This is a genomic window from Capnocytophaga bilenii, assembly GCF_017565765.1.
Taxonomy (GTDB): Bacteria; Bacteroidota; Bacteroidia; order Flavobacteriales; family Flavobacteriaceae; genus Capnocytophaga; species Capnocytophaga bilenii.
In genome coordinates this window covers 211788-230302 of record NZ_JAGDYP010000003.1, presented here as the reverse complement: position 1 = coordinate 230302, position 18515 = coordinate 211788, and the positions used below count along the sequence as shown (strand labels likewise).

Annotated in this window: 14 protein-coding genes, 1 tRNA gene and 1 pseudogene; 5 read left to right on the top strand and 11 right to left on the bottom strand. The window is 37.5% G+C overall.

The features are described from left to right. Positions 1-44: 44 nt before the first annotated feature. From J4N46_RS05455 to J4N46_RS05440, 4 genes are read right to left on the bottom strand one after another with little or no spacing between them, the layout of a single operon-like run. Positions 45-1211, bottom strand: coding sequence for a DUF1735 and LamG domain-containing protein (locus J4N46_RS05455; RefSeq protein WP_208058457.1), 1167 nt, complete (start codon positions 1209-1211; stop codon positions 45-47). Between the two features lie 20 nt (positions 1212-1231). Further along, positions 1232-2335, bottom strand: coding sequence for an endo-beta-N-acetylglucosaminidase family protein (locus tag J4N46_RS05450; RefSeq protein ID WP_208058456.1), 1104 nt, complete (start codon positions 2333-2335; stop codon positions 1232-1234). Positions 2336-2351: 16 nt separating this feature from the next. Beyond that, entirely contained in the window at positions 2352-3983 is a 1632-nt protein-coding gene (locus tag J4N46_RS05445; RefSeq protein ID WP_208058455.1) for a SusD/RagB family nutrient-binding outer membrane lipoprotein, read from the bottom strand. Between the two features lie 14 nt (positions 3984-3997). Further along, complete coding sequence (locus J4N46_RS05440) at positions 3998-4663, bottom strand: hypothetical protein (protein WP_236013741.1); 666 nt, start codon at positions 4661-4663, stop codon at positions 3998-4000. A gap of 150 nt (positions 4664-4813) precedes the next feature. Between J4N46_RS05440 and J4N46_RS05435 the strand changes: the two genes are divergently transcribed. Then, positions 4814-6436: an IS1182 family transposase gene (locus tag J4N46_RS05435; protein WP_208058144.1), complete on the top strand. Its 1623-nt coding sequence runs from the start codon at positions 4814-4816 to the stop codon at positions 6434-6436. 78 nt (positions 6437-6514) lie between these two features. On the opposite strand, the pseudogene J4N46_RS05430 reads toward J4N46_RS05435, so the two are convergent. Next, positions 6515-8863, bottom strand: a pseudogene (locus tag J4N46_RS05430) (SusC/RagA family TonB-linked outer membrane protein); the annotation flags it as partial. A gap of 582 nt (positions 8864-9445) precedes the next feature. Between J4N46_RS05430 and J4N46_RS05425 the strand changes: the two are divergent. From J4N46_RS05425 to J4N46_RS05410, 4 genes are all read left to right on the top strand, one after another. Then, on the top strand, positions 9446-9928 hold the full coding sequence (locus J4N46_RS05425; RefSeq protein ID WP_208058454.1) for a peroxiredoxin family protein: 483 nt from the start codon (positions 9446-9448) through the stop codon (positions 9926-9928). A 121-nt stretch (positions 9929-10049) separates the two neighbouring features. After that, the gene (locus tag J4N46_RS05420; RefSeq protein WP_208058453.1) at positions 10050-10307 is read left to right on the top strand and encodes a FeoA family protein; all 258 of its coding nucleotides are present in this window, start codon (positions 10050-10052) and stop codon (positions 10305-10307) included. Beyond that, positions 10291-12462: a ferrous iron transport protein B gene (gene feoB / locus J4N46_RS05415; RefSeq protein WP_208058541.1), complete on the top strand. Its 2172-nt coding sequence runs from the start codon at positions 10291-10293 to the stop codon at positions 12460-12462. The genes J4N46_RS05420 and feoB overlap by 17 nt, the downstream gene beginning before the upstream one ends. A gap of 113 nt (positions 12463-12575) precedes the next feature. Continuing rightward, positions 12576-12652 (top strand) — tRNA-Ile (locus J4N46_RS05410). 93 nt (positions 12653-12745) lie between these two features. Here the strand turns inward: J4N46_RS05410 and aspS are convergent. The 6 genes from aspS to J4N46_RS05380 all read right to left on the bottom strand — a co-directional run bounded on the left by aspS (position 12746) and on the right by J4N46_RS05380 (position 18478). Further along, positions 12746-14500 carry an aspartate--tRNA ligase gene (gene aspS / locus J4N46_RS05405; protein WP_208058452.1) on the bottom strand — a complete coding sequence of 585 codons (1755 nt, stop codon included), beginning with the start codon at positions 14498-14500 and terminating at the stop codon, positions 12746-12748. 186 nt (positions 14501-14686) lie between these two features. Continuing rightward, complete coding sequence (locus J4N46_RS05400; RefSeq protein WP_208058451.1) at positions 14687-16231, bottom strand: leucine-rich repeat protein; 1545 nt, start codon at positions 16229-16231, stop codon at positions 14687-14689. Positions 16232-16501: 270 nt separating this feature from the next. Next, a complete protein-coding gene (rpsU, locus tag J4N46_RS05395) occupies positions 16502-16696 on the bottom strand; it encodes a 30S ribosomal protein S21 (protein WP_034557778.1) in 195 nt (64 codons plus the stop codon). 61 nt (positions 16697-16757) lie between these two features. Continuing rightward, positions 16758-17324 (bottom strand): TatD family hydrolase, encoded by a 567-nt coding sequence (locus J4N46_RS05390; protein ID WP_034557775.1) that lies wholly within the window; start codon positions 17322-17324, stop codon positions 16758-16760. Continuing rightward, entirely contained in the window at positions 17324-17746 is a 423-nt protein-coding gene (gene rpiB, locus J4N46_RS05385) for a ribose 5-phosphate isomerase B (RefSeq protein WP_208058450.1), read from the bottom strand. The genes J4N46_RS05390 and rpiB overlap by 1 nt, the downstream gene beginning before the upstream one ends. A gap of 15 nt (positions 17747-17761) precedes the next feature. Then, entirely contained in the window at positions 17762-18478 is a 717-nt protein-coding gene (locus J4N46_RS05380; protein WP_208058449.1) for a tRNA threonylcarbamoyladenosine dehydratase, read from the bottom strand. Between the last annotated feature and the right edge of the window lie 37 nt (positions 18479-18515).

Here is an 18515-nt window from a genome sequence, read left to right as displayed (position 1 = left end):
ACTTTCGGGCAGCCTCAGTTTTTATTCTATAGTACAATTACTTTTTAATTTTGTGGAGGGAATACATAGCCATTACCTCCATTGTTGTCAAAAATAGCACTATTAGGTTTACTCATATGAGCTCCTGTTGCAGACCAATCCCAAAGCTTAGTCTCATCATCAGTTATTGTACCTGTTGCTCTGTCATATTTTTTACCATTAAGTGGATAGTAGAATAACAATCCGTCTGATTTAGGATCAATAGTCTTCCAAATATTTTTCTTAATATCGGTAGGACTAACAGCTTTTTTCCAGAAACGCACTTCACGTATAAACTCATTGCTACCTCCAATCCATAAACCTGTAACAGAATAAGCTCCTGTACGTATTTCACGAGAAGCAACTTCCTCTCCGTTTACAAATACTTTAGTAGTTTTACCATCATACCAAAAAGCAAGCATATACCATTCTCCTGGTTTTGCTGAAAGCTTATCTGCAGGAATATCTATTTGTGAAGCTCCTGTTTTGATTTGCAATTGATTAGGGCGAATAGTTACATCACCAAAACGAGTATAAATTTCGTTAAGAGGTTCTCCTACTGCTTTAGTTCCTACAATAGAGCGGTTATTTTGATCATAAGCACTGCGGTTTACCATTACTTCTAAAGTCCATTGATCTACGGTATGAGTATTAGGAAATACATCTGTTTTTTCAGCACCTGATCCTGATATTCTCAAAACCTTAGTTCTCAATTCTTGTTCTACTAAGATAATAAAAGTATCTTGTCCTGATATAGTTTTAATACCATTACCACGCAACTTAATAGGAAGAGCAAATGATTTTCCTATTGGAAAGCGTACATTTTTCAGTTTCAAAGAAACATTCCCAACAGCATCAGAAACTTTAAATGTCACATTCTTATTAACTTCATACATTGAAGAAGGTAATAATAAGTATGAAGTAGCATTTTTTTCGTTGTAAGCTCTTAGCTGTTCTTCATTACCCACTTCAAGAGAAGCTGATTCCGCTCCTGTAGAAGGATTCACTAATTTTACCAAGAAATTCCTAACATTGTATTCTGTGTTTTCAGCTAAATTCACTGTAAGGCTATTTCCCCCGTCAATATATACGGCTTGGCTTGCTTTGTGTTCCTTAAGGTCTTTTTCATATAATTCATCTTGGCATGCAACTAAAGTACTTAGTATAGCGAGCCCTGTTATTATTTTTTTCATTATTGTATGCTTTTAGTAGTTTATTGATAATTACCTGGGTATTTTTGATTACCATAGTATAAAGCCTTTCGCAGCCATTTATATTCAGGAGTATTGGCATAGTCGTATTCCATATGGTAAGAGCCTACTCCACCAATACGTTTCCCACTAGGAAGGTCAAATGTAGCATAATCCAAAATCTGAGTACCCTTCATATCATTCAATTCACTACGTACACTTCTGTATCCTGAAACACCTCCTGTACGCCAATTACGTTCAAATTCAACTGTAATAATGGTTTTTCGTTCCCAATTATCTAAATTTTCTCCATATTCTATTTTCCAAGTTACAGCGTTTGTACTTTGTTCCCAATAGGCTTGATAGATATAGTGGTCTACCAACTTAGAAGTTTCATTAGAAAGATAATAAGGTTCTCCATCCATTACCAACATACGTCCTTTAGGGCGTAGTCTTCCACTAAGAGTTTCTATAAATATTTGCATAGGATTATCATTTTTTATATCTCCTATATACCTCACATTTGCTAAATCTCCAGCGTGCCCATAAGCAGGTTCAAAGTCGATGTCAAAACCGTCTAAGTTATATTTTTCTATAGTATCGGCAATAGCATTAGCATAAGCTCTTACACCTTCGTTAAAATTACCACCACCTTTTTCATTTTGCCAATATTCTATGCGGTCTTTACCTACAGGAGTTAAAGGCCCTCCAAGATCTTGTACTATCCAGCACAAAAGAGCTTTTCCACCTTTTACTTCTTGGAAGAACTTTAAGTCTGTTTTTTGTTCTTCTGAAAGTTTTCCTCTTGCACCCCATAAAGATACAAAATCTACACTATCAGGCAAGCAACGCAAGTAGTTTTGAGGGTTATCCCCTTTACCTGTCCAGTTACCAAACCATCCAAAACCTTTCACACGAGGCCTTGTACGGTACTCTTCGCGTAATTTTTTATAATATTCACGCATATGAGGGTTTAAGTCCGACTCTTTTTGTGCTTCTATTAAGTGCACCAACTTCTTTACGTCTTGGTTATCGTAAGTTATACGTTCTGTTTCTGTCCACTTACTACAACTCACTACAGCAAGTGCTACAACAACTATGATCGATAAAATATTATATTTTCTCATCTTGTTTATTTTTTAATTAATTCTGTTGTGGCCTATTAGGACGTACCCACCATAAACGTGTAGCTCCTATATCAGCTCCACCTAATAATGCAGGTACTTCAGTTTGCAACTTATTATTAGTTAAATAATCTTTCGCTGAATATTTAAAACGTTCTGGTACAAAACAAGTAGAACAACCTATACGGCTAGGAGCATCAGTATCCTGATATTTCATAATAAGAGGATACCCTGTACGTCTATACTCTGTCCAAGCCTCTACTGCATTAGGATACATCGCCAAATATTTTTGGGTAATAATTTTTTGAAGATGTTGTTCTTCCTCTTTACCTGTTTCTACATCATCCCATTTAGGAGATACATTATTGGTTACTATATCATATGCATATGAGGCATACCAATATCTATTAAGCGTTTGAGGCCTGTTAGTACTTGATAAATAGTTAGCAGGCACAGGAACGCCCATTTCTTGGAACGACATTCTTACTCCTTCTTCGTAAAAGCCTTGTGCTTGTGAAGCTGAAAGCCCCCCCAAACCATATAAAGCTGCTTCGGCTTTCAAAAATAATACCTCAGAGGTACGCATCCATGACAAAGGAGTATTATCATCTACGTTAGGTAAAGAAGCAAAAAATGCTGTATTTCGTATATTCTCATATTTTGGAAGACTTGAAGTAGGTGCTACTGCATAATAATCTTCTACGTTTCTATAGGTACCCTTTTTGAAAAGTACAGCTATACGAGGGTCTTCATAACCTTTGAGATACGACCATATTGTAAGCCCCATACGAGTTTCTGAGTAATCTATAGAAGCTATCATAGAGTTTTTAAGAGGTTGTTTTGGTGAATTACCTATCTTAGCCTCATCTGCAGCCTCAGTCATAACTCCTCCTGCTAAAGCCTTAGCTATATAAGTGTTAGCTAAAGCAGCATCTTTAAAATGAGCACGAACTGCCATACGCAACATCAAAGAGTTCGCAAACTTTTTCCACTTTGCAATATTTCCTCCATATATAATGTCATAATCAGCCATTACAGTAGTACCATTATCTAATATAGCTAAGCATTGGTCAAGTTCTTGCAACATTGCTCTATACACATTTTCTTGACTATCAAGCGATGGTGCTATTTCCCCATTACCAGCATTGCTATATACTATGGGTCCAAAAACATCAGTAGCACGAAGCCAACCAGTGATTTTGATAATATTAGCAAGTGCTAAAGCTCTTTTTTGTTGTATATCTTCCGAGTTCCCTATAGATTTTTTTATAGAATTCCATTCCGTAAACAACTTAGAATATAAGCACTCATAAGCATATGACATTCTACCATCATTGAAATTCCAGTTAGATTCAATATTGAAATTCCAGTTGTTGTTATTTCCAAAATAACCTATATAGTTCCCTGATGAAATAAGATCAGTAACTTGTAAATCATTACCAGGCCCTGTAGTTTTAGCTGGTGCTCCAATAGGAATAACATATTGTTGCATTTGCAAAAAACTATTTCCATACCCTACAACACCACTTTTAGCTAACTCTTCATCAGTTACACCAAAAGAATTCTTATTGATATCCTCATAGTCCTTTGTACAGCCCGTTCCACTGATAAAACCTATAAGTATCAATGTATTTATAATTATTCTTTTCATTATTACTTTTTTTTTTAAAAACCAAACTTCACACTCACACCATAACCTCTTAAACTTGGTAACATCCAATTGTCATATCCTTGACCTGTAATACCTGTAGTCCCTGTAAGTTCTGGGTCGTAAGGCGCTTTATTGTAAATCATCCAAAGATTATTACCAATGACTGATACACTCAAGTTTGAAAGCATTTTACCCAATTGTTCTTTAGAAAAATTGTAAGTAAGTGCCACTTCTTGCAAACGTACATTAGTAGCCGAATATACGTAATAAGAATTCATTCCAGGGTCAGAAACTGTACGGTAGTAGTTCTCAGGATTTACCCTGAAATTACCTACTTGTACATAGCCAAGATCTCGCGCATCGGCTGTCGCTTTAGATACACCATAACGATCTAACCATTTTTGAGTCTCAGAAATAACAATACCTCCAAAGCGTGCTTTAAATAAGAAACTCAACGAAAGATTCTTGTAACCTACATTACCACTCCAGCCCATTGTCCAATCAGGGTTTACACTACCCAACTTATAAGGTGTTGTTTCTTCTGTAAGTAGCGTGCCACTAGCATAATCTACCAAGCCATTCTCATCACGTTTGATACGTTTATTATCATATACATCTCCTATATCACCCCCTTCGCGCAAACGAAAACGACCTACCTGTATTTCTGAAAAATCAAGCATTTCTGACGGATTTAAAGAGCCTGTCCGAAAAGTTTTAAAAGGCTGATTATCAGTAATGAATAAAAAAGAGGCTATCTTTTATCGGATAGCCTCTTATTATTTGGTGTTTTACCACAAATTTTGTATCTTTGTGGCTCCTAAAAAAACACTATGACAAAAATATCATTTAAATCTGAACCTGACAAATTTTTAACACTTTTTCCCGAAAATATTTTTGATAAAATAGATAAGAACCATCCTGCTAAACTAGTTGAAATGGTTGTTAATCAATTAGATATAAAAGATATACTTCAAAAATATAAGGGGGGAGGATGTTCTGCGTATCATCCTCGTACGATGATAAAAATAATCTTTTATAGCTACCTTTCTAATATTTATTCTTGCCGTAAAATGGCTCTCGCAGTTAAAGAGAATCTTCCTCTTATGTATTTGGCAGGTGGTACAACTCCTGATTTTAGAACTATTAATGATTTTAGAGGCAAAACTCTGAAAGATTCTCTGCAAAAACTTTTTGCTGAAATTGTAAAACTCTTAGTAAAAGAAGGTTATCTTAGCCTTGATATTCAGTATATTGATGGTACAAAAATAGAGTCAGCTGCCAATAAATATACTTTTGTGTGGAGAGGTTCTGTAGAGAAGTACAAGGAAAGGTTAGAAGCAAAAATTAATAAAGTACTTTCTGATATAGAAGATAGTATACAATCTGATAATCAAGAAATTAACAAAAAGGAACTTCCTAAAGAAATTAATGCAGAAGCACTTAAAGAGCAATTATCCCAAATCAATAAAAGGCTAAAAGAACCTACTAAAAAACAAGAAAGAGAGTTACAAAAGCTTCAAAATGAATATCTTCCAAAGTTAGAACAATACGAAAAAAGTTTAGAGATAATGGGAGATAGGAACTCTTATAGTAAAACAGATACTGATGCTACTTTTATGCGAATGAAAGATGATCATATGAAAAATGGTCAGTTAAAGCCAGCTTATAATGCTCAAATATCTACTGAAAATCAGTTCATTACTCACGTTAGCATCCATCAAACGCCAAGTGATACTACTACATTAGAAAGTCATCTAAATGGGTTTGAAAAGAATTATCAGAAACAAAGCAAAGAAGTTTGTGCTGATGCAGGGTATGGCAGTGAAGAAAACTACGAAATACTTGAAAGAAAAGGTGTTAAGGGATATATAAAGTTCAGTTTTTTTCATATAGAACAGAAAAAGAAGCAAAAAGAAGACCCATTTTTAGTTCAAAATATGTACTATAACCTAAAAGAGGATTATTATGTATGTCCAATGGGGCAAAAACTACGAAATGTAGGGAAGGGGAAGCGAATATCGAGTAATGGATATAAATCAGAAATTGCTTATTACCAGGCACAAAGATGTGAGGGGTGTCCGCTTAGAGGTTTATGTCATAAATCAAAAGGCAACCGAAGAATAGAGGTTAATTATCGATTAAATCAGTTAAAATCACGAGCGAGAGCATTATTAACCAGTGAAAGAGGTCAGTATCATCGTAGAAAGCGTCCGATAGAAGTTGAAGCAGTATTTGGACAGCTAAAAAGTGATAATAAGTTTAATCGGTTCACACATAGAGGTAAGGAAAAAGTAGAAATGGAATTTTTACTAATGTCAATTGGTCATAATTTTAGAAAATTATTGTCTAATAGGAAGAAGACCGCCCAATTGGAAGCAAAAACTAATAAAAACACACTAAAATCTTCTCAAAATACAACTTTTTTATTTTCTTACCTTTTACAAGCTGCTTAAGAATCCAAAATCTTGAATATTTTAGAAAATATAAAATAAAATCTTAAAAAAGAAGGCTGTCTTTAAAAGTTTAAACAAAACTTTTCGGACAGCCTCTATAATCTTATTACGGTTTGCTGAAGCAGTTAAATGAGTCGCAAAGTTAAAACTATTTTCGTATTCCTTGCTATAGCCTAATGACATTTCTATACCTTTATTTTGAATATTCCCTGCTTGCAAAAACATATAATCATAACCCGATGTTCTTGATAACTCTCTCTTAAGCAACTGATTATATGTGTTAGAAAGATATAAAGATACATCAAATGTTAAACTATTTTTAAGCCATCTCGTATTCAACCCTACTTCATAAGAACGAGTACGTTCTGCCTTAAAATCAGGAAGCGGATAATACTTATAAGCCTGTGGTATACCCCCTACTAATTCCCTTGTTATAGTTCCTTTTGTAAGACCCGTATAAGTAATAGGAGAACCCACTTCTGTATAAGAACCTCTCACTTTAGCAAAACTCAAAATAGGGAAAAGCTTTTGTTTATTTTCTTGCGAAAGAAGTTCTGTCAATACCCCCGAAAGACCTACTGAAGGATAAAATATAGAAGGCTCACTACTATTTACCAATTGTGATGGCCAATCTGTACGCCCTGTAAGGGTAAGATATAATAATGATTTCCAACCCAATTCAGCAGAAGCAAATACAGCTATATTACGTTTCCTACTATCCCCTCCAGTTTCTATTGGTACAGAGTTATTAGGATCTATATTATTATATGTAAATTTATTTGCAAGACGTAATAACTGCCCTCCATATCCTCTACCCTTAGTATCATAGTCTTCAAATGAAGAACCTACGTTGGCAGAGAAAGTATAATCTTCCTTAAATCTAGTATTGTAGTTCAACATAATATCCACATACTTTTGACGAAAAGTTTCTTGTGCATAACTATAAAAACCTTTCTCTTTTGCATAAGTAAGTACCGTACCAGCATAACGTTTATCTTCTTTTTCAGTGTAAGTATTATCTATACGAAAACGAGTAGCCACATTTAAGTCTTTTAAAATGTTATACTTAAGTTGTCCTGAAAGCATATAACGGTCTTTAGCTAATGGGCGTATATTGCGATAAGCTATCCAATATGGGTTTTGAATATCAGCTCCAAATCCTCCTGCTGACCAATATTGCTTAGCATATCCAGCTCCTACATCATAACGTTCAAAATATTTTTCTTGTTCAAAATCATTGCCTCTTGGGTATAGATATGTACCTACTATAGGGTTAAAATAAGTACCATAACTCACCATATTACGCTCAAACTGACGAATATAACTTGCCGATAAATCAAGCTCCAACTTATCTTCTAAAAAAGAAGATGTATTGCGAATCGTCATATTATAACGATGGTAAGCATTATTAGGCACAATTCCATCTGATTGTATATGTGATGCTGAAGCAAACGTTTGATTATTCTTATTCCCTACCGATAAGTTTACCGCATTATTAAGCGTAAGCCCTGTTTTGAAGAAATCTTTAGGATTATAAGAAGTCGGAGTAGAAAGTTTATCACCCCAAGAGTTGTAATCGCCTGCTCTATTACCATAAGTATTTTGAAATTCTGGCATTATTAGAGGATTTGAAAGCTCTATAGAAGAAGAAACATTTAGCTTCATTTTACCCTCTTGTCCCTTTTTGGTGTTGATAAGGATAACCCCATTAGCCGCAGCTGCTCCATAAAGTGCCGCAGCCGATGGTCCCGTAAGTACGTTTACACTTTCTATATCATCAGAGTTAAAGTCCGCAATCCCTTCACCTGAAGCACGTCCTCCAAAAGAAGTACCATCACCAGTCCTATCCGATTGGTTACCAATTGGCACCCCATCAATCACATAAAGTACGTTGTTATCACCACTAATAGATTTTGCTCCACGCATTACCACCTTAGTAGCACCCCCTACACCAGCCGAACTACGCTGAATATCTACCCCAGCAACTTTACCATTAAGGGTGTTTACAAAGTTAGCGTCTTTCACCTTGGTAAGTTCCTCCGATTTTACCTGTTGTACGTTATAGCTCAAGGCTTTTTCTTCACGCTTGATACCCAAAGCCGTTACAACCACTTCGCCCAGCTGCTGCATCTCTTCCTTCAAAGCAATATTCAGCGTAAGCGTCCCACTCTTTTTATCCACTTTCTTCTGTTGTGAAGTATAACCCAACGAACTAAATTCAAGCACCTCATTCGCTGAAGCCTGCAGCTCATACTTCCCATCAAAATCTGTCGATACTCCTCGTGTTGTTCCTTTAATAACAACACTCACTCCTGGCAGTGGCATCCCGTCACTGCCCGTAACTGTACCAGTTACTTTCGTTTGCGCCCATAGCGTACCGCTAAACAACGCAAAAACGAATAATAGCATTGATATTTTTACTCTCATTACTTTATTGAAATATTAAATTTTTGCCAAAATTATAACTTCTTTTTGAATTGAGCAAATTTTTTTTGTACTATTTTTAGTATTTTATTAACATTTTATTTTGAGGTTTTATATTCTATTGATAATCAAACGAAAGCGTAAGTATTATTTTTTCTTTCTAAATAGAAAAAAATGCACTACATCTGCCCGTGCGGCTCACACCCTCATAAAAATAAAACTTTGCCAAACTACAGGCTTATCCCTCGTTTAGCAAAGTTTATACAGCTGAATTTCAATGTTTATTAAGTGTGATACTGCGGGCAATGGCAACAAGCCCATTTTATCTTTTTATCGCTGCAAAGGTAATAATTTATTAAGCACGCTCCACATTTGCTACAAATAGTTACTAACATAGTTTTTCACAATATTCTCCACATAGTTATTCTGGCTACCTTCTGGCTACCTTCTGGCTACCTTCCTGCTACCTACCCGTAAGCTTCAGCGAAGGTTGAGCGAAGGTTGAGCGAAAAATAAAAAGCCCGTGCGGCTCGCACAATCCTTGGCACTATTTTTGATACTCTCAGTATACTAATATCAATACCTATGAAAAAAATAATCCTACTTATGGCAGCAATGCTGCTCGGCTTTACCGCTCAGGCACAATTACAACGCCACAGCACCACCCCCGAAATTACCCTACCACAGCCCGATGGCACCCCCCTAAGCCTTTCATCACTAAAAGGTAAATACGTACTTATAGATTTTTGGGCACATTGGTGTGTTCCCTGCCGTGTAGAAGCCAAAAATATCAAAAAAGTATACGAACAATATAAAGATAAAGGATTTACCGTATTCTCAGTATCAGTAGATAAACCCCGCGACAAACAAAAATGGATAGAAGCCATCACCAAAGACGGCGCATCGTGGGCACAAGTATTAGACGAAAAAGGAGAAATCTCCGATAAATACGGTGTAGAAAGTATCCCCGCCCTATTCCTCATAGATCCCGAAGGAAATTTAATATCACAAGGAGACGGATTACGAGGCAAAGGTCTTGCTAAAACATTAGATAAATACCTGAAATAGAAACAAATAAAAAATACTTTAGAAAAAAACTCAAAAAGAACTATTACTTTTTGAGTTTTTTATTTTGTAGATACACTAAAAAATCTTATTTTTGCGTGTCTAAAAAAGTATTTAAGGTATTATGGACTTTTCTCTATCTCTATTACAAAAAGAACAAGAAGCAATCATTGTAGGTTTCAGTGCCGATTGCAAGCAAGACGTACGCCAGCGTCTGCTCGATTTAGGCTTCGTACGAGGTAGCAAAATAAGAGTAGAAAACGTAAGTCCGCTACACGACCCCGTAGCATATACCATCCACAACACGCAAATCGCCCTGCGCAAAGCCGATGCATTATGCGTGCTGGTAAAATTGATAAATGATGATGAAACAAATATGTGATACTTGCGAACTAAACCCCAACACTTCTCTGAAAAAATTAGGCGAAGCAACCGCCGAAGGAGGCTATACCATTGCATTAGCAGGCAACCCCAATACAGGTAAAAGTACCGTATTCAACGCCTTAACAGGTCTGCACCAGCACACAGGCAACTGGCCTGGCAAAACAGTTACTCGTGCCGAAGGCGGCTTCGCATATCGCAATGCCAATTATAAAATTATCGACCTGCCTGGTACCTACTCATTGCTCTCCACCTCCGAAGACGAAGAAGTAGCCCGTGATTTTATTCTCTTCGGAAAACCCGATGTTACCGTAATAGTAGTTGATGCAAGCCGATTAGAACGTAACCTAAGTTTAGCCCTGCAAATATTAGAAATTACTGATAAAGCAGTATTGTGCCTAAACTTAATGGACGAAGCTCGCCGACACCATATTAGTATAGATACTCGTACTTTGTCACGCGATTTAGGAATACCCGTTGTAGCAACCTCAGCACGCCGCAAAGAAGGTATCAGCGAACTATTAGAAGCCGTTGAAGCTGTAGTTACAGGCAAATTCCGCACTCACAAACAGTCATTTATAGCACTCCCTAAAGAAAATGCCACCGCTATAAATGAGCTTGTCGCTTTGCTGAAAGAGCTAAACCCCACCCTTGCCAATACTCAATGGCTAGCAATGCGCCTCATTGAAGGCGATGAAAGCGTAAAAAACGGAATCCACAACGGACTTTTCTCGTCCGTCCCCAATACTCAAAAACAAGAAGAACTGTTAAAAGTAGCCGAAATCTATCACCATAAATTAGGCGATAGCTACCGCAATGCACTCGTAGAAGCTATTTATGCCAAAGCAGGAGCACTAATAGAAGCCTCTGTCACCACCGATTTTTCTGTACGTTCCTTCAGAATAGACCGTGCTATAGATAGAATTGTAACACATAAGCTATGGGGCTTCCCTATAATGCTACTATTATTATCGTTAGTCCTTTGGATTACCATCATAGGCTCCAACTACCCCTCACAATGGCTCTCCGATTTGCTAATCGGCTGGCTATACCCCCTACTGAAAGAAGGAGCTACAACACTACACTTCCCTTGGTGGCTAAGCGGCTTCCTAATAGATGGTGTATATCTAGCTACAGCGTGGGTAGTATCAGTAATGTTGCCCCCAATGGCAATTTTCTTTCCTCTTTTCACCTTATTAGAAGATTTTGGCTATTTGCCACGAGTAGCTTTCAATCTCGATAAGCTATTCCGCAAAGCAGGAGCACACGGCAAACAAGCACTTACAATGAGTATGGGCTTTGGCTGCAATGCCGCAGGGGTTGTGGCTACACGCATCATCAACAGCCCTCGCGAAAAGCTAATTGCTATCATTACCAATAACTTTTCCCTATGCAACGGGCGATGGCCTACACAAATACTTATTGCTACATTATTTATAGGAGTATTAGTGCCTAAGGAATTTTCAGGCACCGTCTCTATGATTGCAGTCATAAGTATTGCCGTGCTTGGGATAGCCTTTTCGTTATTCACCTCGTGGCTGCTATCCAAAACCCTATTAAAAGGAGAAGCCTCCTTTTTTGTATTAGAGCTCCCCCCCTATCGCCCTCCACGATTCTTCCAAACGCTCTATACCTCACTTATTGATAGAACACTCATCGTACTAGGGCGCGCCGTCACCTTTGCCATACCCGCAGGCGCAGTAATATGGCTATTGTGCAATCTAACTGTTCAGGATATACCTATAGCATTATGGGTTATCAAGGGGTTAGACCCAGTAGGAACACTGATAGGGCTCAATGGCATCATTCTTTTGGCATATGTTGTAGCTATCCCTGCCAACGAAATAGTTATCCCCACCATACTGATGCTCACCGCAATGAGTTTAGGGCAGGCAGCCACAGGCGAAGGAGCTGGCGTACTTATGGAGGCATCACAAGCACAAATAGGAAGCTTATTGCACGCAGGCGGCTGGACACTACTCACAGCTGTCAATCTAATGTTGTTCAGCTTGTTACACAACCCCTGTAGTACTACTATTTACACCATTTATAAGGAAACAGGCAGCAAAAAATGGACAGTGATAGCTACCTTATTACCTATTATTTATGGGATAATCATTTGCTTTATTACGGCACAGCTATGGCGAGTTTTATAGTAAAAACAAATACATAGAGTATACGCAGAATAGACAATGCAAAAAAAAATATAAAAAAATTTGCATAGTTCAGAAATAAGTACTACTTTTGCACCGTCATAATCAAAAGGACAGGTCTCATAGCTCAGTCGGTTAGAGCATCTGACTCATAATCAGAGGGTCGTTGGTTCGAGCCCAACTGGGACCACCAAAAAATCCTTGAAGTAAATACTTCAAGGATTTTTTTTGTATATTCATTAGTTATAATAAAGGCTGTCGGAAAAACTCACGACAGCCTTTGTTTTTATTTCTGAACTGTTACTGCTATAGAAAGTTCTTTGAGCTGAGCCTCATCAATAGGTGAAGGGGCGTCAATCATCACATCCCTACCACTATTATTTTTAGGAAACGCTATAAAATCCCGTATAGTCTCTTGTCCACCAAGTAGTGCTACAAGTCTATCAAAACCAAAGGCTAAACCTCCGTGAGGAGGAGCACCATATTTAAAGGCGTTCATTAGGAAACCAAATTGGGCTTGTGCCTGCTCAGCAGTAAAGCCTAATAGCTCAAACATCTTAGCCTGAAGCTCACGGTCAAAAATACGAATAGACCCCCCTCCTACTTCATTGCCATTGAGTACAAGGTCATAAGCATTGGCACGTACTGCAGCTGGGTTGGTATCAAGAAGCGAAATATCTTCAGGCTTAGGCGATGTAAAAGGATGGTGCATTGCAAAGAAGCGGTTTTCATCCTCATTCCATTCCAAAAGCGGAAAATCTACCACCCATAGTGGTGCATATTCATCAGGTTTACGCAATCCTAGTCGCTCTGCAAGTTCCATACGCAATGCGCTAAGCTGTGCTCGCACCTTATTTGCCTTCCCAGAAAGAATACAGATAAGGTCACCTGCCTGCGCACCCGTACGCTCTGCCCACAATTTAAGATCGTCTTCATTATAAAACTTATCTACAGACGATTTAAAGCTACCATCCTCATTACACTTCACATACACTAATCCCGAAGCACCTATTTGTGGGCGTTTTACCCATTCTACAAGTGCATCAATCTCTTTACGAGTGTAACTATTCGCTCCTGGTACAGCAATACCCACTACCAATTCAGCTTCATTAAATACCTTAAAATCACGGTGCTGAGCAAGGTCATTCAGCTCACCAAATTTCATCCCAAAGCGAATATCAGGCTTATCATTCCCATAAGTCTTCATTGCCTCAGCATAAGTCATTCGAGGGAAAGCTCCAAACTCCAAGCCTTTAAGCTCTTTAAGAAGATGTTTTGCCAAACCCTCAAAAGTACTGATAATATCCTCTTGTTCTACAAACGACATCTCACAGTCTATTTGTGTAAATTCAGGCTGACGGTCTGCACGCAAGTCTTCATCGCGGAAACATTTTACTATCTGGAAGTATTTATCCAAGCCGCCCACCATCAATAATTGTTTAAATGTTTGTGGCGACTGTGGCAAAGCGTAAAACTCACCTGCATTCATACGGCTTGGCACAACAAAATCGCGCGCCCCTTCAGGAGTAGATTTTATAAGAACAGGTGTTTCTACCTCAATAAACCCTTGTTGTGAAAGGTAGTTACGCACCATCATTCCCACTTTATGACGAAAGATAAGATTCTCACGCACAGGAGTACGCCTAATATCAAGATAACGATACTTCATACGCAAGTCCTCACCACCATCAGTGTTGTCTTCTATGGTAAAAGGCGGTATTTCAGAATAATTTAAGAGCGTGAGAGCCGTAACGAGTATTTCTATCTCGCCAGTAGCTATTTGTGCATTTACAGCCTCTCGTTTTATTACCTTTCCCTGTACCTGTATTACATCTTCACGTGAGAGCCCTTTAGCGCGCTCAAACACAGCCTTATCAGTACGTTCTTCATCAAAAATGAGCTGGGTGATACCATACCTATCGCGTAAGTCCACCCAAATCATAAAACCCTTATTGCGGATACGTTGTACCCAGCCGCTAAGAGTAACCTCCTTGTTTTCGTGTGAGATATTTAGCTCTCCACAAGTATGCGTTCTATACATCTTTAATTATGATTTTTTCAGTCCTATATAACTATTTACTGCGCGACAAAGGTAGTCAAAAACTAATAAATCTCAAAGACTTTTCTCTAAAAAATTTTATCCTTTATCCCCTACCCTTACAGCAAAAAACTATCTAAAAAAGCAGATACTTTCTTAGATAGTTTTTATATATTATTCTACTATGTTTTAGTTTCCTATAGCATCAAAGTCAAAATCTGCAAAGTTTTGAATATCTACTACTATAGAAGCATCATCACCTTCAAACCAAGCTTTTTCATTAGGAGCTTTTCTGTAACGGAAATTGCTACCTTTACCTACTACTGATGAATATCTTACTGATGAAGCTGAAGGTACAAATAAGCGGCGCTTGTTATTAGTGTCTGTATCAAAAGCAGAAGAAGCACTTGTTCCTTCTCGGTCGTCATAAGTAACACCCTTAGGCGGATTTACTCCTCTGAAAGCTACTGCATATAAAGAAGAACATCCTTTAAAAGATTGATCGCCTAATAGTTCAAGCGTTGCAGGAAACTCTACTGAGTGTAGGTTTCTTGCATTCCTAAAGGTATCATAACCTACTTTTTTTACTTTTGGCATTACCACTTTCTTCACACTGATATAACCAACAGACATATTGTCAAACAAATTACCTTCAATTACTTCTACATTATTAAAGTTTATATACTCTACCTGTGTTTGCCCTTGAAAAGCTTTATTAGGTAGTTTTTTTGCATTATCAGGTAATTTTATTGTTTTAGGTAAGCTTACCCCTGTTTTTACAGTAAGTACCCCATCTTCATCTACACTGAAGTACTGTTCTGGATTAAAAACTTTTACAGTAACACTAAACTGAGTGGTTTGCCCATCAGCATTTGTAAATTTAACTGTAGCAACACCTGCTTTTAGCCCTTTTACAACAAAACTTTTAGCTACTTTCCCTGTTATCTGTCCTACTTGGTTTCTTATATCTTCATATACAAGTTCTACACTTACCACTGCATTGTTGCTGTTGATTACTTTCACACGGTCATAATTTCCATTTTCATCAACAGTAGCTTCTTTATAAACACCTTCTAATGCTACCGTAGCTGCATCACCCACAATAAGCTCAGTAGGAGCGTTTTGTGCTTTAAAAGGTATTATAGTATATACAGGTATCTCAAGTGTTTTATTGTAGGTAAGGTCAGTAATTTTAATTTTACCTGCTACCCCTTGACCAATCCCTGTTACATATAGCTTACTACCTTGTGAGCGTACTGTAGCTGCAGCTGTACTTGCTGTTTCAATTTTATAGCTACCAGAACCTCTTAATACACGTCTTGTAATTTCTTGCTCTACATTTCTTTGTAAGAAAATAGTGCTATTATCTACTGCAAAATTAGCATCTCCTCTTTGTGTAGGGTCTTGCACATTTACTTTTATTTGGGCTCTATTCCCTGCATTATCTTGTAGATATACATAATCAACCCCTACTCTTACCCCTGTGATTCTAATATTAGTAGGATTACCAGGATCACGTACTATATTGATATTGCCATCCTCTGTAGTAGGGTTTTTAATTGCGTGCGCCGAAGAAGCACTTACATTCACTGAATGATTTACATCTACTGCTACTTCTTTACTCGAAACAGTAATGCCATTATTACTATCTCCACCACTGTCTTTTTTGCTGCAACCAACAAGGATACTACCTGTTAGCGCAGCTGCCGTTAAAATAAAGGTTGTAGTTCTCATTGTATTCTTTTTTAATATTATTTCCTCTAATTATTGCAAAAGTACAAACTTTTACTCACATACACAACTATTTTTACAATTATTACTCACAATAATTTGTTGTATATATAACAATAGCTCATAATTTGCTGAATATCAAGTTTTATCAATAACACTTCTGTTGATAATAAATCTGTTGATAAATTCGTAGTAAATTACGAAATGTAATAAAAAGAAGTTGTACAAATCTCTCATCCGTACAACTTCTTCTTTATTCTAATCATCAAAGGCTTATACTTCTTCTTGATCTCTCAAATGCTGAATATATTGAGCTCTTTGAATTTCGCTACGGCGGCGTACTGATGGCTTTGTAAAGTGTTGTCTTTCACGTAGCTCACGTACCACTCCTGTACGGTCAAATTTTCTTTTGTAACGTTTTAGCGCTTTATCAATGCTTTCTCCGTCTTTTATTGGTATTATTAACATAGCTGATACACCCCCTTTCATTTTCAGGCTGCAAATATACTACTTTTTTACAAATAAACAACTATCCATAAACTTTTTTTATCAAATCTTTTACTGATAATTCACTGTCATCACTTTCATAAAAGAGATATTCCTGCGGAAGTTGTTTTATAACTTCCTGTAATTTAATATCATATACAAGGTAAGAACCCAATGACAAGGCTATCCCATTAGCGATAAGCTCTTTGGCTACTTGTGCGTTTTTTCTAAAACCGTGCATCACCCATAAGCCTTTAGCTTTGCTTTTTTTTCGCAGTGCTACAACCTCTGCATATGCTTTTACACAATGAATAATGAGCGGCTTGCCAAGTGTTTCGGCAAGAGTTATATGTTTCAAAAAGATTTCTTGTTGGTGGGGTAGGGTAGTGGTGATGTTTTTATCCAAGCCACATTCACCTATAGCCCAGCAATTAAAATGATTAGCCAAGTGCAATAGCGCCTCCCATTGCTTGTCAAAATCTTCTAAATACCAAGGGTGTACACCTACTGAAAAAGGTTCATCAGTCAAAGCCTCTAACGGATACTGATGCCGTATCACCAAAGTATCAGCAGTAGAGTGCAGTTTATGAGAGTGCACATCTAAGTATATCATATTTTTTCTACTCTGCGCTGGTGTCTGCCTCCTTCAAAAGGAGTATCTAAAAAAGTAGCAACCATCTCCACTGCTTGTGGCACAGCCGTAAAGCGCGCAGGGATACTTATCACGTTGGCATCGTTATGAGCACGGGCTAAGGCGGCAATTTCTTTTGTCCAGCAAACAGCACAGCGCACTCCCGCGTGTTTATTAACTGTCATTGCAATACCATTGCCACTGCCGCAGATAACAATACCCAATGTAGCCTTACCCGAAGCTACAGCAGTGCCCACAGCATGTCCAAAATCAGGGTAATCTACACTATCATTACTATCAGTGCCAAAGTTTTCTACTTCAATACCCTTTCCTTTTAAATAAGTCACAATAGCGTTTTTAGTTTCAACGCCCGCGTGATCGTTTCCTATAGCTATTTTCATATATTTGTTTATTATTTATTCAGCCTTTAACAGGTGATTTATAACAGTAGCTGCAGCTCTTAGTCCTATAGCTGCAGGCATAAAACTGATAGTCCCATAGTAAGACTTTTTATAGTCAGTGTCATTAGTGCGCTGCATTGAGTTTCTATCGGCTATTTCCGATGAAAATACAGCTTTAACCCCCGAATCGATATGCTCATTCTTCAAACGCTTACGTATAAATTTAGCAAGCGGACAGTTATAGGTTTTCATCAAATCAGCAACTTTTATCTGGCTAGGGTCAGTACGACCCCCTGCCCCCATACAGCTCACTATTTTCACCTTTTTGCGCTTTGCACTTCTAATCAGGTTCAATTTCGGACTTATTGTATCAATACAATCAATAACATAATCGTAGGTAGGAGTGATGATATCCCACGCTCGTTCAGGAGTAAGAAATTCCGTAATTACTGTTAGTTGTAGGCTAGGGTTAATGTTTTTTAAGCGTTCTGCCATTACCTCCGTTTTAGCTTTCCCTATAGTATTATGAAGGGCAGGCAATTGTCTATTAATATTCGTTTCCGATACTGTATCCCCATCTATTATGGTAAGGTTGCCTACACCCGCTCTTACAATAAATTCCGCCGCAAAAGCCCCTACGCCTCCAAGCCCTACAATTAGCACTTGCGATTGTTGCAATTTTTCAATTCCTTGTTCTTTTATTAGTAATTCCGTCCTTTCTAACCAACTCATTATTGATTTTTTGTGTTTTATTTTTTTAAGCGTCCTA

Excerpts from the sequence above, each read along its gene's own strand:
- J4N46_RS05455 (WP_208058457.1), bottom strand. The coding sequence starts at position 1,211 with ATGAAAAAAATAATAACAGGGCTCGCTATACTAAGTACTTTAGTTGCA.
- J4N46_RS05450 (WP_208058456.1), bottom strand. The coding sequence starts at position 2,335 with ATGAGAAAATATAATATTTTATCGATCATAGTTGTTGTAGCACTTGCT.
- J4N46_RS05445 (WP_208058455.1), bottom strand. The coding sequence starts at position 3,983 with ATGAAAAGAATAATTATAAATACATTGATACTTATAGGTTTTATCAGT.
- J4N46_RS05440 (WP_236013741.1), bottom strand. The coding sequence starts at position 4,663 with ATGCTTGATTTTTCAGAAATACAGGTAGGTCGTTTTCGTTTGCGCGAA.
- J4N46_RS05435 (WP_208058144.1), top strand. The coding sequence starts at position 4,814 with ATGACAAAAATATCATTTAAATCTGAACCTGACAAATTTTTAACACTT.
- J4N46_RS05425 (WP_208058454.1), top strand. The coding sequence starts at position 9,446 with ATGAAAAAAATAATCCTACTTATGGCAGCAATGCTGCTCGGCTTTACC.
- J4N46_RS05420 (WP_208058453.1), top strand. The coding sequence starts at position 10,050 with ATGGACTTTTCTCTATCTCTATTACAAAAAGAACAAGAAGCAATCATT.
- feoB (WP_208058541.1), top strand. The coding sequence starts at position 10,291 with ATGAAACAAATATGTGATACTTGCGAACTAAACCCCAACACTTCTCTG.
- aspS (WP_208058452.1), bottom strand. The coding sequence starts at position 14,500 with ATGTATAGAACGCATACTTGTGGAGAGCTAAATATCTCACACGAAAAC.
- J4N46_RS05400 (WP_208058451.1), bottom strand. The coding sequence starts at position 16,231 with ATGAGAACTACAACCTTTATTTTAACGGCAGCTGCGCTAACAGGTAGT.
- rpsU (WP_034557778.1), bottom strand. The coding sequence starts at position 16,696 with ATGTTAATAATACCAATAAAAGACGGAGAAAGCATTGATAAAGCGCTA.
- rpiB (WP_208058450.1), bottom strand. The coding sequence starts at position 17,746 with ATGAAAATAGCTATAGGAAACGATCACGCGGGCGTTGAAACTAAAAAC.
- J4N46_RS05380 (WP_208058449.1), bottom strand. The coding sequence starts at position 18,478 with ATGAGTTGGTTAGAAAGGACGGAATTACTAATAAAAGAACAAGGAATT.